This is a genomic window from Streptomyces curacoi (assembly GCF_001513975.1).
GTDB lineage: Bacteria > Actinomycetota > Actinomycetes > Streptomycetales > Streptomycetaceae > Streptomyces > Streptomyces curacoi.
Genome location: NZ_KQ947986.1, coordinates 754,406 through 770,096, shown reverse-complemented (window position 1 = coordinate 770,096; position 15,691 = coordinate 754,406). Strand labels below are relative to the sequence as shown.

Annotated in this window: 11 protein-coding genes; 9 read left to right on the top strand and 2 right to left on the bottom strand. The window is 72.1% G+C overall.

Annotation, left to right across the window (positions count from 1 at the left end):
• Positions 1-106 precede the first annotated feature (106 nt).
• On the top strand, positions 107-1,906 hold the full coding sequence (ggt, locus tag AQI70_RS13090) for a gamma-glutamyltransferase (RefSeq protein WP_062147961.1): 1,800 nt from the start codon (positions 107-109) through the stop codon (positions 1,904-1,906).
• A gap of 18 nt (positions 1,907-1,924) precedes the next feature.
• Here the strand turns inward: ggt and AQI70_RS13085 are convergent, their stop codons facing one another.
• Both AQI70_RS13085 and map read right to left on the bottom strand, forming a co-directional pair.
• Positions 1,925-4,474 carry an ATP-dependent Clp protease ATP-binding subunit gene (locus tag AQI70_RS13085; protein ID WP_062147958.1) on the bottom strand — a complete coding sequence of 850 codons (2,550 nt, stop codon included), beginning with the start codon at positions 4,472-4,474 and terminating at the stop codon, positions 1,925-1,927.
• 425 nt (positions 4,475-4,899) lie between these two features.
• Positions 4,900-5,667, bottom strand: coding sequence for a type I methionyl aminopeptidase (gene map / locus AQI70_RS13080; RefSeq protein ID WP_062147955.1), 768 nt, complete (start codon positions 5,665-5,667; stop codon positions 4,900-4,902).
• A gap of 32 nt (positions 5,668-5,699) precedes the next feature.
• Here map and AQI70_RS13075 point away from each other — a divergent pair, with 32 nt between their 5' ends.
• The 8 genes from AQI70_RS13075 to AQI70_RS13040 all read left to right on the top strand — a co-directional run bounded on the left by AQI70_RS13075 (position 5,700) and on the right by AQI70_RS13040 (position 15,641).
• Entirely contained in the window at positions 5,700-5,960 is a 261-nt protein-coding gene (locus AQI70_RS13075; RefSeq protein WP_003996637.1) for a helix-turn-helix domain-containing protein, read from the top strand.
• A 131-nt stretch (positions 5,961-6,091) separates the two neighbouring features.
• Complete coding sequence (locus AQI70_RS13070; protein WP_062147952.1) at positions 6,092-8,143, top strand: hypothetical protein; 2,052 nt, start codon at positions 6,092-6,094, stop codon at positions 8,141-8,143.
• A gap of 227 nt (positions 8,144-8,370) precedes the next feature.
• Positions 8,371-9,213 (top strand): nitrilase-related carbon-nitrogen hydrolase, encoded by an 843-nt coding sequence (locus AQI70_RS13065; protein ID WP_003996635.1) that lies wholly within the window; start codon positions 8,371-8,373, stop codon positions 9,211-9,213.
• Positions 9,210-10,493 (top strand): aspartate aminotransferase family protein, encoded by a 1,284-nt coding sequence (locus tag AQI70_RS13060; RefSeq protein ID WP_062147950.1) that lies wholly within the window; start codon positions 9,210-9,212, stop codon positions 10,491-10,493. The genes AQI70_RS13065 and AQI70_RS13060 overlap by 4 nt, the downstream gene beginning before the upstream one ends.
• 29 nt (positions 10,494-10,522) lie before the next feature.
• Complete coding sequence (locus AQI70_RS13055) at positions 10,523-12,106, top strand: PucR family transcriptional regulator (protein ID WP_062147947.1); 1,584 nt, start codon at positions 10,523-10,525, stop codon at positions 12,104-12,106.
• Between the two features lie 155 nt (positions 12,107-12,261).
• Complete coding sequence (locus AQI70_RS13050) at positions 12,262-13,104, top strand: nitrilase-related carbon-nitrogen hydrolase (protein WP_062147944.1); 843 nt, start codon at positions 12,262-12,264, stop codon at positions 13,102-13,104.
• A gap of 99 nt (positions 13,105-13,203) precedes the next feature.
• On the top strand, positions 13,204-14,607 hold the full coding sequence (hydA, locus tag AQI70_RS13045) for a dihydropyrimidinase (RefSeq protein ID WP_062147941.1): 1,404 nt from the start codon (positions 13,204-13,206) through the stop codon (positions 14,605-14,607).
• 11 nt (positions 14,608-14,618) lie between these two features.
• Complete coding sequence (locus tag AQI70_RS13040) at positions 14,619-15,641, top strand: TIGR03842 family LLM class F420-dependent oxidoreductase (protein ID WP_062147938.1); 1,023 nt, start codon at positions 14,619-14,621, stop codon at positions 15,639-15,641.
• The last annotated feature ends 50 nt before the right edge of the window (positions 15,642-15,691 follow it).

The following is a 15,691-nucleotide window of genomic DNA, read 5'->3' as shown; positions in this document are numbered from 1 at the left end:
AGCGGGAGAACGCAAACCCGTGTTCGAGCAAAGCGTGCCGAGGGCAGGCTGACGGGGGCATGGCGATCGAATAGGCTGCGCGGACGGTCCCTGACTGGAGGTGCGAATGCGTCGCCCTGTCGCGCGGAAACTGTCGGTCCTGGCGGTCTCGGCCGCCGTGGTGTCGGTGGGGGCGGCAGCGCCACCCGGCGCCGGCGCCAACCCCGTTGAGAAGGTACCGGTCGCCGTCGGCTACGGCGGCGCGGTGTCGAGCGTCGACCCGGACGCCTCCGCCGCCGGCATCGAGGTCCTGCGCAGGGGCGGGAACGCCGTCGACGCCGCCGTGGCCACGGCCGCCGCGCTCGGCGTCACCGAGCCCTACTCCGCGGGAATCGGCGGAGGCGGCTACTTCGTCCACTACGACGCCAAGTCCCGTGCGGTGCACACCCTCGACGGCCGCGAGACCGCGCCGCTGACCGCCGACTCCCAGCTCTTCGTGGAGAACGGCACCGCGATCCCGTTCGCCGAGGCCGTCAGCAGCGGACTGAGCGTCGGGACCCCGGGCACGCCCGCCACCTGGCAGAAGGCGCTGGACAAGTGGGGGAGCAGGGGACTCGGCACGCTGCTGAAGCCGGCGGAGCGGCTCGCGCGGGACGGCTTCGTCGTGGACGACACCTTCCGCGCGCAGACCGCCGCCAACGAAACCCGGTTCCGCTACTTCCCGGACACCGCCGAGCTCTTCCTGCCCAACGGCTCCCTCCCTGTCGTCGGCTCCACCTTCAAGAACCCCGACCTCGCGCGCACCTACGCGGAGCTCGCCAAGAAGGGCGTCGGCGCGCTCTACCGGGGCGACATCGCCGAGGACATCGTCGACACGGTCAACCACCCGCCCGTCGACCCGGCATCGGGCTGGAACGCCCGCCCCGGCGACCTGACCGCCAAGGACCTGGACGCCTACCGCGTCAAGTCCCAGGCGCCCACCAGGACGTCGTACCGCGGTCTCGGCGTCTACTCCATGGCGCCCTCCTCCTCCGGCGGCACCACGGTCGGCGAGGCCCTCAACATCCTGGAGCGGACGGACCTGTCGAAGGCGAGCGAGGTCCAGTACCTGCACCGCTACATCGAGGCCAGCCGCATCGCGTTCGCCGACCGCGGGCGCTGGGTCGGCGACCCCGCCTTCGAGGACGTACCGACGAAGGAACTGCTGTCGCAGCGGTACGCCGACTCGCGGGAGTGCCTGATCGAGGACGACGCGGTGCTGACCAGCCCCGTCGCGCCGGGCGACCCGCGCAACCCGGCCGCCTGTGACGCGAGCGGCACGGCGGCGCCGACCACCTACGAGGGCGACAGCACGACCCACCTCACGGTGGCCGACAAGTGGGGCAACGTCGTCTCGTACACGCTCACCATCGAGCAGACCGGCGGCAGCGGCATCACCGTCCCGGGCCGTGGCTTCATCCTCAACAACGAGCTGACGGACTTCTCCTTCACTCCCGCCAGTCCGGCCGTCCACGACCCGAACCTGCCGGGCCCGGGCAAGCGTCCGCGCTCCTCGATGTCCCCGACGATCGTCCTCGACCAGCACGGCAAGCCGGTCGTGGCGCTCGGTTCGCCCGGTGGCGCGACCATCATCACGACCGTGCTCCAGACGCTGACCGGGTTCCTCGACCGCGGCCTGCCGCTGGTCGACGCGATCGCCGCGCCGCGCGCCAGCCAGCGCAACCAGACCACCACCGAGCTCGAACCGGGCCTGTGGAACAGCCCGTCGAAGGCCAAGCTGGCAGCGATCGGGCACGGCTTCCGGCAGAACCCCGAGATCGGGGCCGCGACCGGCGTGCAGCGGCTGCCGAACGGCAAGTGGCTGGCCGCAGCGGAGACGGTACGGCGGGGCGGCGGCTCGGCGATGGTCGTGCGGTCGGCGTCGTAGCGCCTCACCCCAGCCCGTTCACAGCTCAGGGGCGGGCGGCAGCTCTTCCGTACGGAAGGCGAGCCGCCCGTCCTCCACATCCACCGTCACCCGGCCGCCCTCACCGATCCGGCCGTCCAGAAGCAGCCGGGACAGCTGGTTGTCGACCTCCTTCTGGATGGTGCGGCGCAGCGGACGGGCCCCGTACTCGGGCTGGTAGCCGCGCTCGGAGAGCCAGTCGACCGCCGAGTCCGTGAAGTCGACCGAGACGCCCTGGGCGCGCAGCAGGCGCCGGGTCTGCTCCAGCAGCAGGTTGGTGATCCGCTCCAGCTGGTCGTGGGTCAGCTGGCGGAAGACGACGACCTCGTCGATGCGGTTGAGGAACTCGGGCCGGAAGTGCTCACGGAGCGGCCGCAGGATCCGCTCGCGCCGCGCCTCCTCGTCGGCCTCCGCGTCCCCCGCGCCGAACCCGATTCCGGTACCGCCCCGGGTGATCGCCTCCGAGCCCAGGTTGCTGGTCATCACGATGACCGTGTTGGTGAAGTCGACCGTGCGGCCCTGGGAGTCGGTCAGCCGGCCGTCGTCCAGGACCTGGAGCAGGATGTTGAAGACGTCCGGGTGCGCCTTCTCCACCTCGTCGAGCAGGAGGAGCGAGTACGGGTGACGGCGCACCACCTCGGTGAGCTGACCGGCCTCCTCGTGGCCGACGTAGCCGGGCGGGGCGCCGATCAGCCGGCTGACGGTGTGCCGTTCCTGGTACTCGCTCATGTCCAGGCGGACCATGCGCTCCTCGCTGCCGAACAGCGCCTCGGCGAGCGCCCGGGCCAGCTCCGTCTTGCCGACGCCGGTCGGGCCGAGGAAGAAGAAGCTGCCGATCGGCCGGTCGGGGCTGGCGAGTCCGGCGCGGGAGCGCAGCACGGCGTCGGAGACCACACGCACCGCCTCGTCCTGGCCGACGACCCGCTCGTGCAGATGCTCCTCCAGCCCGAGCAGCCGGTCCTTCTCCTCCTCGGTGAGGCTGCTCACCGGGATGCCGGTCTGCCGGGACACGACCTCCGCGATGGCCTCGGCGGTGACCTCCAGATGCTGGCCCTCGTCGGCCTCCTCGTCGCCGGACGCGTCCGCGATGCGCTGCTTCAACTCGACGATATGGTCCCGCAGTTGGGTGGCCTGCTCGTACTGCTCGTCGGCGACCGCCTGGTCCTTGTCCCGGTACAGCTGCTCGACCTCGCGCTCCATGGCCCGTACGTCCGTGCCCTTGGTCCGCGCCCGCAGCCGTACCCGGGCGCCCGCCTGGTCGATGAGGTCGATCGCCTTGTCCGGCAGGCGGCGGTCGGTGAGATAGCGGTCGGACAGCTCCACGGCGGCGACGAGCGCCTCGTCGGTGTAGCGGACCTGGTGGTGGGCCTCGTAGCGGTCGCGCAGGCCGCGCAGGATCTCGATCGCGTCCGAGGGGGTCGGCTCCGGGACCATGATGGGCTGGAAGCGGCGGGAGAGCGCCGCGTCCTTCTCGATCCTGCGGTACTCCTCCAGCGTGGTCGCGCCGACGATGTGCAGCTCGCCGCGGGCCAGCGCCGGCTTGAGGATGTTCCCGGCGTCCATGGAGCCGCCCTCGCCGCCGCCTCCGGCGCCCACGACGGTGTGCAACTCGTCGATGAAGACGATCAGTTGGTCGGAGTGCGAGCGGATCTCGCCCACGATGTTGTTGAGCCGTTCCTCGAAGTCCCCCCGGTAGCGGGTGCCCGCGACCACGCCCGTCAGGTCGAGGGCGATCACCCGGCGGCCGCTGAGCACGTCGGGCACGTCGCTCTCGGCGATCCGCTGGGCCAGCCCCTCCACGATCGCGGTCTTGCCGACGCCCGCGTCACCGATGAGCACCGGGTTGTTCTTGCCGCGCCGGGAGAGCACCTCGATGGTCTGCTCGATCTCCTCCTCCCGGCCAATGACTGGGTCGATACCGCCCCGGCGGGCGAGGTCGGTGAGGTCACGGCCGTACTTGTCGAGGGTGGGAGTGCCGGTGTCGACACGCGGTCGCTGGTCGACGTGGGGGCGGGACGGGGCGGCTTCGGGGGCCTCGGGCGGGCCGGAGGGGGCGAAACGGGCCGCGTTGAGGATGTGCCCGGCGGCCGAGTCGGGGTTGGCGGCCAGGGCGCTGAGCACGTGCTCCGGGCCGATGTAACCGGCGCCGCGCGACCGGGCCAGGTCGTGTGCGTCCAGCAGGGCACGCTTGGCGGCCGGGGTGAGGGAGAGCGAGGTCGGCGGCGGGGCCTCGCCCGGCGGGTGCTGGACCGGGCCCGACCGCTCGTCGATCTCCGTCGCGAGGGAGTCGGGGTCGGCGCCGGCCCGGCTGAGCAGACTCCGCGTCGGCTCGGCGGCCAGTGCGGCGCGCAGCAGGTGCTGGGTGTCCAGGTCCCGGCTGCCGTGCTCGGCGGCGTACTGGGCGGCGCCCCGCACCAGCTCCCGGGCCGGCTGACTGAGCAGGCGGCCGATGTCGATCTGCCGGGGACCGGGGCGCGGTCCGCCGAAGAAGCGGGCGAGGAATTCTCCGAAGGGGTCGTAGTCCTCCGGACCACTGAAGCCGCTGGTCATGGCGTTCCCATCCGGCGTCCCTGCGCGGGCAGGGTCGCCCTCGCTGATCGACGTGCCGGAGTCGGGTAACCCGGGCGGAAGCCGGTTACACCTGGCCGCGTTCGTAGAACACCTTCGCACGAACGGTGGCCGCGGGCACCTCCAGAGAACGCGGGGAGTGACGCCTCCGGGGCCCGCTCGATCGGCGATCGGCGGGTCGTCGGGCAGGGGGCGGCGAGCGTCCTGCGCACCTGCGGGCAGCGGTCCACCGGGTCGGCCTTGGATGGGGGGCGGAGGGCGAGCGGGGGATCGTCCCGCCGATCACCGTTGGCGGGTGCGGCGCGCCGCTCGAAGCCCCCGTGCGTCCTCCACGAGGGCCCGCTGATCAGCGCCGCAGACCGCCCGCGCCGCAGACCGCCCGCGCCGCAGACCGCCCGCGCCGCCGCTCAGCGGGCCGTCAGGATCCGCGGCCCGGCCTCGGTGATCGCCACCGTGTGCTCCGTGTGGGCCGCGCGGGAGCCGTCGTTGGTGCGCAGGGTCCAGCCGTCCGGCGCCGCGTGGTAGCCGTCCCTGCCGCTCGCGGTGAGCATCGGCTCGATGGCGAGGACCATGCCGTGCCGCAGTGGCAGGCCCCGGCCTGGACGGCCCTCGTTCGGCACCGCCGGATCCTCGTGCATCCGGCGGCCCACCCCGTGCCCGCCGAAACCGTCCGGGATGCCGTACCCGGCCGCCCGGCACACCGAGCCGATCGCATGGGCGATGTCGCCGATACGGTTGCCGACCACGGCCGCCTCGATGCCCGCCGCCAAGGCCCGCTCCGCGGTCTCGATCAGGCGTACGTCGGCCGGGCGCGCCCGGCCGACCGTGAAGCTGATCGCCGAGTCGCCCACCCAGCCGTCCAGTTCGGCGCCGCAGTCGATGGAGACCAGGTCGCCGTCGCGCAGCCGGTAGCCGGTCGGGATGCCGTGCACGATCGCGTCGTTCACCGAGGCGCAGATGACGGCGGGGAAGGGGACGGGGGCGAAGGAGGGGCGGTAGCCGAGGAACGGCGACGTCGCTCCCGCCGCGCGCAGCACCTCGCGGGCCGCCTCGTCCAGCTCCAGGAGGGAAACCCCCACGTCAGCGGCCTTTCGTACGGCTGTGAGGGCCTGGCCGACGACCTGCCCGGCCGCGTACATCGCATCGATCGACGTGTCTGTCTTCAGCTCCACCATGGCAATTACTATACCGGTATTAGAATGACGGCATGGTGCGCACCCCTCTCACCCCCGAAGAACGTGAACGCGGCGAGCGGCTCGGGCGGTTGCTCCGCGAGGCCCGCGGCGACCGCAGCATGACGGCGGTCGCGGCGAGCGCCGGCATCTCCGCCGAGACGCTCCGCAAGATCGAGACCGGCCGCGCTCCGACGCCGGCCTTCTTCACGGTGGCGGCGCTGGCGCACGCCCTCGGTCTGTCGATGGACGAACTGGCCGGGCGGTGCGCACCGCCCGCCGAGGCCGCCGCCTGAGGCTGTACACGTCACGTTCCGGCAGCTGCGGCGTACTCTGCGTCCAGTCCGAAAACTTCCTGTAGCGCGTTCGTAACATGGCTGGTGTTGCCTAGCGGACCGGAGTACTCCGGTCTGGCGGGAGTTGGGCGATGTCAGTGGATCAACTCCCGGCTCGGATACGGGAGTTCGTGAACTACCTGGACGGCCTTCTGGCGCGCCTCGATCAGGGCGGCGGCTGGTGCGGCGTGTTCTGGCAGCGCGACCCCGAGGGCATGCAGGCCTGCCTCGACGGACGTGAACTGCCGCCCTGGGACGTGGTGGAGTCGCTCCTGCACGACCTCGCCGCCCAGTACGGTCCCGGCGGCACCGGTCCCGAGACCGAGCGCGCCCGCGCCCTGCACGCCGGCGCCCTCGCCGCGTACGACGCCCGGCCCGGCGGCCGCGACGCCCTCGGGGACCGGCTCGACGTCATGCTCCGTGAGCAGCGGTACGCCGCCGAGCGGCAGGCGGAACTGGGGCGGCTGCTCGCCTCCGCCGCCGGCCAGGAGGAGGCCGACGCCATCCGCCTCGACCTCGCCTGGGCCCGCGACGACCATGAACGCGCGACCGCCCGGTGCGCCGAACTGCGGGCGCGGATGGCCGACCTGGACCGACGGGCGGCAACCGGACACGGCCAGGCGATACGGCGCGACCGGGCGGGGGAGGGGGGCGTCTTCCGCCTCGACGACCGGTTCGAGGGCGACCGCTTCGGGGACGGCCGCTTCGAGCGCGACGACTCCGAGGGTGACCGGCTCGGGGCCGACCGGTTCGAGGGCGACCGCTTCGAGGACGACCGGTTCGGGAACGACGCGTTCCGGCGCGACGATTTCAGGGGCACCGGCCCCTGGGCGAACCGTACGCAGCCGAGCGAGGCCGCCTCTTCCGGCGGCGGATTCGCCGGCACACCGCATCGGAGCGACGCGCGGTCGGCGGCCGAGGCGGCCGGCCGGACCGGGGAGCAGGAGAACGCCCCTGCCGGACCGGCGGGCGGGCCCGCCGGGCGGGGGGCGCCGGCCGGGAGGACCGCCGACCGGCACGAGGGGCGGCGTGCCGTCGCCTCGGCCGCGGAAGCGGCAGAGTGGAGGGCGGCGCAACGGGCCTCCGGCGCCCAGGCGGCGGAGCGCCACGACGCTCGTACCGGTGAGCCCGCGCACTCCTTCGCCGACGGAGGCGCAGCCGCGATGTCCGACTGGCCGGACCCACGGCACCCGGGCGCCACCGGCGCGGCCCATCCCGCCGGGCACCCCACGGACCGGACCGCCCCGGCCGGAGCCGCCGCGACGCCGGAGTGGGCGAAAGCCCAGGCCGGCGAAGGGCGCCTCGACGGCCCGTCCTCCCCGGGTGCCCCCGCCCCCACCACGCCCGGCGACCGCGCCCCCACTCCACCGGCCACTGCCGAACCCTCTCCCACCCCCAAGCAGCGCAAGCGCCGCCGGGGCAGCGCCCGGTTCGCGGGGATGGTCGAGGAGGAGGCCGCCCCCGTCGTCGTACCGCCGACCGCCGCGCCCACCCTGCCCGCCCAGCCCGCCACCACCCGCCGCACCCTCCGCGGGGCCAGGTTCGCCGGGGCCGCCGCCGAGAAGCCCGCGCCCGCGCCCACGGTCCCGCAGCCGCAGGCCCAGCCGTTGGACGCGGCGGACCGGCGGGAGGTCGTCGGGACCGTGGAGACGCTGGTGCGGTTGCGTGGCGAGGGGCGCAGCGGCGAGGCGCACGCCCTGCTGGTCGAGGTCGCGTACTGGCCCGCCGTCCGCTTTCCGCTGCTCGCGGCCGAGATGCAGCGCGCCCGGCTCGGCGCCGACTGGGCGACCCTGCTGTGGGAGGCCGCCTCGCTGCCCGCCGAGCGCCTCGTGGCCGCCGCCGACGCGCTGACCGCCGCAGGGCGTGCCGACGACGGGGAGCAGATCCTGCGGCAGGGCGTGGCGCGGCCCGCGAACGAGATCGGGCAGGCCGTGGTGGGGCTGGTCGGCGCGGGCCGGCACCGCGAGGTCCGCGCGCTGCTCGACGCGTACGTCCGCGTCCGCACCCCGGAGGAGGCCGCCCGCAGCGCCGCCGCCGACCCGGGCACGCTCGTACCGCTCCTGCTGGAGGCCGCCCAGGGCGTCTCCGACGAGCGGCACTGGGATCTCGTCCACGCCCTGCGAGTCGCGGGTTTCGCGGCCTGACATCCCGGCCTGACATCCCGGCCTGACATCCCGGCCTTAGGGCCCGGCCCAGCGGTCACATCACTCTCACCGGCCTCATCAATCACCCCTAGGAGTGTGAAACGTGATCGACTCAGCGGGTTAACGGCGATGGTCTTGGCAAGGCTGTTCCGGGGGCTTACTTTCAAGCCTCTACGGCCCCCCTCTACGGGCGTAGAGGCTCTGACGTCCCGTCGAAGGAGCAGCTCATGGCCAACGTCGTACGCGCCGCTCTGGTCCAGGCCACCTGGACCGGCGACACCGAGTCCATGGTGGCGAAACACGAGGAACACGCCCGCGAGGCGGCTCGCCAGGGCGCCAAGATCATCGGTTTTCAGGAAGTCTTCAACGCACCCTACTTCTGCCAGGTCCAGGAGCCGGAGCACTACCGCTGGGCCGAGCCGGTCCCCGACGGGCCGACCGTGCGCCGTATGCAGGAGCTCGCCCGTGAGACCGGCATGGTGATCGTCGTACCGGTCTTCGAGGTCGAGCAGTCGGGCTTCTACTACAACACCGCGGCCGTGATCGACGCCGACGGCACCTTCCTCGGCAAGTACCGCAAGCACCACATCCCGCAGGTCAAGGGCTTCTGGGAGAAGTACTACTTCAAGCCGGGCAATATCGGCTGGCCCGTCTTCGACACCGCCGTCGGCAAGGTCGGCGTCTACATCTGCTACGACCGCCACTTCCCGGAAGGGTGGCGGCAACTCGGGCTCAACGGCGCCCAGTTGGTGTACAACCCGTCGGCCACCTCGCGCGGCCTGTCCGCCTATCTGTGGCAGCTGGAGCAGCCGGCGGCGGCCGTCGCCAACGAGTACTTCGTGGCCGCGATCAACCGGGTCGGGCAGGAGCCGTACGGCGACAACGACTTCTACGGGACGAGCTACTTCGTCGACCCGCGCGGACAGTTCGTCGGCGAGGTCGCCAGCGACAAGACCGAGGAACTGATCGTCCGCGACCTCGACTTCGACCTCATCGAAGAAGTGCGGCAGCAGTGGGCCTTCTACCGCGACCGCCGACCCGACGCCTACGAAGGACTGGTACAGCCGTGACCAAGGACCTGCTGGGACGCCACCGCGCCGTCATGCCGGACTGGCTCGCCCTCTACTACGAGGAGCCGCTGGAGATCACCCACGGCGAGGGCCGCCACGTCTGGGACTCCGAGGGCAGGCGGTACCTCGACTTCTTCGGCGGCATCCTCACCACGATGACCGCGCACGCGCTGCCCGAGGTGACGAAGGCGGTCAGTGAGCAGGCCGGGCGGATCATCCACTCCTCCACCCTGTACCTCAACCGGCCGATGGTCGAACTCGCCGAGCGCATCGCTCAGTTGAGCGGCATCCCGGACGCCCGCGTCTTCTTCACCACCTCCGGCACCGAGGCCAACGACACCGCCCTGCTGCTCGCGACGACCTACCGGCAGAGCAACACGATCCTCGCGATGCGCAACAGCTACCACGGGCGCTCCTTCAGCGCGGTCGGCATCACCGGCAACCGCGGCTGGTCGCCGACCTCGCTGTCGCCGCTGCAGACGCTGTACGTCCACGGCGGGGTGCGCACCCGCGGTCCGTACGCCGGGCTGAGCGACGACGACTTCATCGCGGCCTGCGTCGACGATCTCAAGGACCTCCTCGGTCACACCCGCCCGCCCGCGGCCCTGATCGCCGAGCCCATCCAGGGTGTCGGCGGCTTCACCTCGCCGCCGGACGGGCTGTACGCCGCCTTCCGCGAGGTGCTCGCCGAGCGCGGCATCCTGTGGATCGCCGACGAGGTGCAGACCGGCTGGGGCCGCACCGGCGACCACTTCTGGGGCTGGCAGGCGCACGAGCGGTCCGGGCCGCCGGACATCATGACCTTCGCCAAAGGCATCGGCAACGGCATGTCCATCGGCGGTGTCGTCGCCCGCGCCGAGATCATGAACTGCCTGGACGCCAACAGCATCTCGACCTTCGGCGGCACCCAGATCACCATGGCGGCCGGCCTCGCCAACCTCAACTACCTGCTGGAACACGACCTCCAGGGCAACGCCCGGCGCGTCGGCGGGCTGCTCCTGGAGCGGCTGCGGTCCGTCGCGGCGCAGGTGCCGCACGTACGGGAGGTGCGCGGCCGGGGCCTGATGCTCGGCATCGAGATCACCCGGCCCGGCACGGACGAGGCCGACCCGGCCACCGCGTCCGCCGTACTGGAAGCGGCCCGCGAGGGCGGCCTCCTCATCGGCAAGGGCGGCGGCCACAACACCAGCTCCCTGCGCATCGCCCCGCCCCTGTCCCTCACCGTCGCGGAGGCCGAGGAGGGCGCCGCGATCCTGGAGAGCGCTCTGAGGAGCATCTAGCAGCACCCGCCTGAACAAGGGAAGCCGCCATGACCACCACCCTGGAGCCCTTGGAGCCTTCGGAACCCCTGGAACCCGCCCTGTCGGTCCGGCAGGTCCTCACCCTTGAGCGGGTGCTGGCCGGGGAGCCCGAGGTGGTGGCCGGCGCCGGTCAGCTCGACCGGTTGGTGCGCTGGGTGCATGTCGCCGAGGCGCCCGACGTCGGCGTGATGCTCAGCGGCGGCGAGATGGTGCTCACCACCGGGGTGCTGCTCGCCGGGGACGAGGAGAAGCAGGCCGAGTACATCCGGTCCCTGCACCGGGCCGAGGCGGCCGCCGTCGTCCTCGGCCTCGGCCGGGCGTTCCCCGCTCCGCCGGACGTGATGCGCCGGGCGGCCGAGCGGTGCGGGCTGCCCCTGGTCGTCCTGCACCGGCCGTTCCCCTTCGCGGAGCTGACCGAGGAGGTCCAGTCCCGGCTGGTGCGGCGGAAGTTCGCGGCGGTGAGCCTGTCGGAGGCCGTACGGACCGCGCTCACCGGACTCATCACCGCGGGCGCCCCGCTCCAGCGCCTCCTCGACGAGGTCGCCTCGCACAGCGCCTGCCCCGTCGTCGTCACCAACCTCGCCCACCGGGTCCTCGCCACGGCGGGGGAGCGGTCCGCCGTCGACGACGTGCTGCGCGACTGGGAGCGCATCGCCCGCCAGGCCGGCGGCAGCGAGGGCGACGGCTGGATCCGCGCCGAACTGGGCGGGCGGGGGGAGCGGTGGGGGCAGATCGTGCTGTGCGGGTACCGCGGCGACACCGCCACCGGGCGGCTGCTCGCCGACCGCGCCGCCGAGGCGCTCGTCCTGCACCGCATGCTCGGCGGCAACTCCGCGCACACCTGGGAGGAGCAGTCCGCGCAGAGCCTGCTCACCGACCTGGTCAGCGGCGTCGTACCGGCACGGCAACTGCTGCCACGCGCGCGTGCCGCCGGACTGCCGGTCAACCGGCGCGCCTTCGTGCCCCTGGTCGTACGGGACGGGGAACCGGCCCAACTGGAGCGCGTGCTGCGGATGCTGGGGCTGTCCGGGATCGTCGCCGAGCTCGCCGACGGGGTCACCGCCGTGCTGCTCAGCCTCGCCCGGGACCAGAACGCCGGCGTGCTCGCCGCGAACTTCGCCGCCCGGGTGCGCTCCGAGTCGGGCGCCGCCCGGACCGTCGTGGCCGCCGCCGACGCGCGCACCGCCTGGGACGACGTGCCCGCCGGGCTGCGCGAGGCCCAGCACGTCGCCGACGCCGTCGCCGACTCCGCGGCCGCCCTCGACCTGCCGGCCGTCGTACGGCTGCGGGACGTGCATCTGCGCGGCCTGATCCGGCTGCTGCGGGACGACCCGCATGTGCAGTCGTTCGCGGAGCGGGAGCTGGACGGGCTGCTGTGCGGGGCGGACGGAGATCTGCTCGCCGTACTGCGGACCTACCTCGCCACCGGCCGCAACAAGTCCCGCACCGCCCAGCTCCACCATGTCTCCCGGCCCGCGCTCTACCGCCGCCTGGAGGTGATACAGGCGCGGCTCGGCGTCGACCTCGACGACTTCGAGCAGGCCGCCTCGGTGCACATCGCACTCCTCGCGCATGACGCGCAACAACCCTGAAACCTGCAGTGACCTGGGAGAACGGCGGTGAAACATGGGTCCGCACAAGGGTGACACCGTGGCACGCCCGACGCCCGCAGACGTGACACGGTGCAACTCAAAGCCTGCTGTCGGACTTCCTAGCCTTCTCGCACACCGAGCGACCGGAGGTCCCGATGAGCAGAGTGATCCGTGCCGCCCTCTTCCAGACCGCGTGGACCGGCGACAAGGAATCGATGATCCAGGTGCACGAGCAGGCGGCCCGCGACGCGGCCGCGCAGGGTGCTCGGGTCCTGTGCTTCCAGGAGCTGTTCTACGGGCCGTACTTCTGCCAGGTCCAGGACAAGGCGTTCTACGAGTACGCCGAGCAGATCCCCGAGGGCCCGATCGTCCGGCGCTTCCAGGCGCTGGCCAAGGAGCTGGGCCTGGTGCTCATCCTGCCGATGTACGAGGAGGAGCAGCCCGGCGTCCTGTACAACACGGCAGCGGTGATCGACGCGGACGGCTCGTACCTCGGCAAGTACCGCAAGCACCACATCCCCCAAGTGCCCGGCTTCTGGGAGAAGTTCTACTTCCGTCCGGGCAACGCCGGCTGGCCCGTCTTCGACACCGCGGTCGGCAGGATCGGCGTCTACATCTGCTACGACCGCCACTTCCCGGAGGGCTGGCGGGCGCTGGGCCTCGGCGGCGCCGAGATCGTCTTCAACCCGTCGGCCACCTCGCGCGGCCTGTCCCGCTATCTGTGGCAGCTGGAGCAGCCGGCGGCGGCCGTCGCCAACGAGTACTTCGTCGGGGCCATCAACCGGGTCGGTGTCGAGGACCTCGGCGACAACGACTTCTACGGGACCTCCTACTTCGTGGACCCCGAGGCGCAGTTCGTCGGCGAGGTGGCGTCCGACAAGGAGACCGAACTGGTCGTCCGCGACCTGGACCTGGCCAAGCTGCGCGAGGTGCGCGACCGCTGGCAGTTCTACCGCGACCGCCGCCCCGAGGCGTACCACCCGCTCACCGCTCCCTGACCGTCTCGCAGGCTTCCGCGGGCCCGGCGCACGGGGGCCGGGCCCGCGGGACCCATCGACGTACTGGACACCAGTTCCGACCACGGAAGGAGAGGGAGCATGAGCAGCCGTACCGTCATCCGCGGTGGTCTCGTCGTCACCGCGTCCGACGAGATGCACGCCGACGTCCTGATCGAGGACGGCCGTATCGCCGCCCTCGCCGCGAGCGGCACCCCGGCCGCCGAGGCCTGGACGGCCGACCGGACCATCGACGCGACCGGGAAGTACGTCATCCCGGGCGGGGTCGACGTCCACACCCACATGGAGCTGCCGTTCGGCGGCACCCACGCCTCCGACACCTTCGAGACCGGCACCCGCGCCGCCGCCTGGGGCGGTACGACCACGATCGTCGACTTCGCCGTGCAGAGCGTGGGCCACTCGCTGCGCGAGGGCCTCGACGCCTGGCACGCCAAGGCCGAGGGCAACTGCGCGATCGACTACGGCTTCCACATGATCGTCTCCGATGTGAACCAGGAGACGCTCAAGGAGATGGACCTGCTGGTCGAGGAGGGCGTGACCAGCTTCAAGCAGTTCATGGCCTACCCGGGGGTCTTCTACTCCGACGACGGCCAGATCCTGCGCGCCATGCAGCGCTCCGCCGAGAACGGCGGCCTGATCATGATGCACGCCGAGAACGGCATCGCGATCGACGTCCTGGTGGAGCAGGCGCTTGCGCGGGGCGAGACCGATCCCCGCTACCACGGGGAGGTCCGCAAGGCGCTGCTGGAGGCCGAGGCCACCCACCGCGCCATCCGGCTCGCCCAGGTCGCGGGCGCACCCCTGTACGTCGTGCACGTCTCGGCGATGGAGGCAGTCGCCGAGCTGGCCAAGGCGCGCGACGACGGGCTGAACGTCTTCGGCGAGACCTGCCCGCAGTACCTGTTTCTGTCCACCGACAACCTTGCCGAGCCGGACTTCGAGGGCGCGAAGTACGTGTGCTCGACGCCCCTTCGCCCCAAGGAACACCAGGCCCAGCTCTGGAAGGGCCTGCGGACCAACGACCTCCAGGTCGTCTCCACCGACCACTGCCCCTTCTGCTTCGTGGGCCAGAAGGAGCTCGGCCGGGGCGACTTCTCCAGGATCCCCAACGGTCTGCCGGGCGTCGAGAACCGGATGGACCTGCTCCACCAGGCCGTCGTCGACGGCCACATCTCGCGCCGCCGCTGGATCGAGATCGCCTGCGCGACCCCGGCCCGGATGTTCGGCATGTACCCGAAGAAGGGCACGATCGCGCCGGGCGCGGACGCCGACGTCGTGATCTACGACCCGCAGGCCGAGCAGGTCATGTCCGCCGTCACCCACCACATGAACGTCGACTACTCGGCGTACGAGGGCAAGCGCACCACCGGCCGGGTCGAGACGGTCCTCTCGCGCGGCGAACCCGTCATCACCGAGCGGGAGTACACCGGTCGCGCCGGGCACGGCGTCTACACCCCCCGCTCCACCTGTCAGTACCTCAACTAGGAGCGGAGCCCATGGACTTCGGACTCGTCCTGCAGACCGACCCGCCGGCCTCGCGGGTCGTCAGCCTGATGAAGCGCGCCGAGCGCAACGGCTTCACCCACGGCTGGACCTTCGACTCCGCCGTGCTGTGGCAGGAGCCGTTCGTGATCTACAGCCAGATCCTGGCGAACACGCAGAAGCTGAAGGTCGGCCCGATGGTGACCAACCCGGGCACCCGCACGTGGGAGGTCACCGCCTCCACCTTCGCCACCCTCAACGACATGTTCGGCAACCGCACGGTCTGCGGCATCGGCCGCGGCGACTCGGCCATGCGCGTCGCGGGGCGCAAGCCCAACACCCTCGCCCGCATCAGCGACGCCATGAAGGTCATCCGGGCGCTGGGCCGGGGTGAGGAGGCCGACCTCGGCGGTGGTACGGTCGTCAGGTTCCCGTGGATCAAGCCGGGCGCCGAACTCCCCGTATGGATGGCGGCGTACGGGCCCAAGGCCCTGAAGATGACCGGCGAGGAGGCCGACGGGTTCATCCTCCAGCTCGCCGACCTGTATCTGACCGAGTACATGGTCAAGGCCGTGAAGGACGCGGCGGTCGCCGTCGGCCGTGACCCGTCCGAGGTGACGATCTGCGTCGCCGCCCCCGCGTACGTCACCGAGGACGACTCGCCCGAGCAGCTCGCCCACGCGCGCGAGCAGTGCCGGTGGTTCGGCGGGATGGTCGGCAACCATGTCGCCGACCTGGTCGCCAAGTACGGCGAGCACTCCGCCGCCGTACCCGACGAACTCACCGACTACATCAAGGCGCGCGAGGGCTACGACTACTCCCACCACGGCCGCGCCGGCAATCCGGACACCCAGTTCGTGCCCGACGAGATCGTCGACCGGTTCTGCCTCGTCGGACCGGTCGAGAGGCACATCGAGAAGCTGAACGCGCTGCGCGAGCTGGGCGTCGACCAGTTCGCCGTCTACGACATGCACGACGCGCAGGAGGCGGTGATCGACGCGTACGGCGCGAAGGTCATCCCCGCCGTCAACTCCTGACCCGCACTGCCGAGTCCGAACACGCGACACCACCGCTCCACCCGACCCCC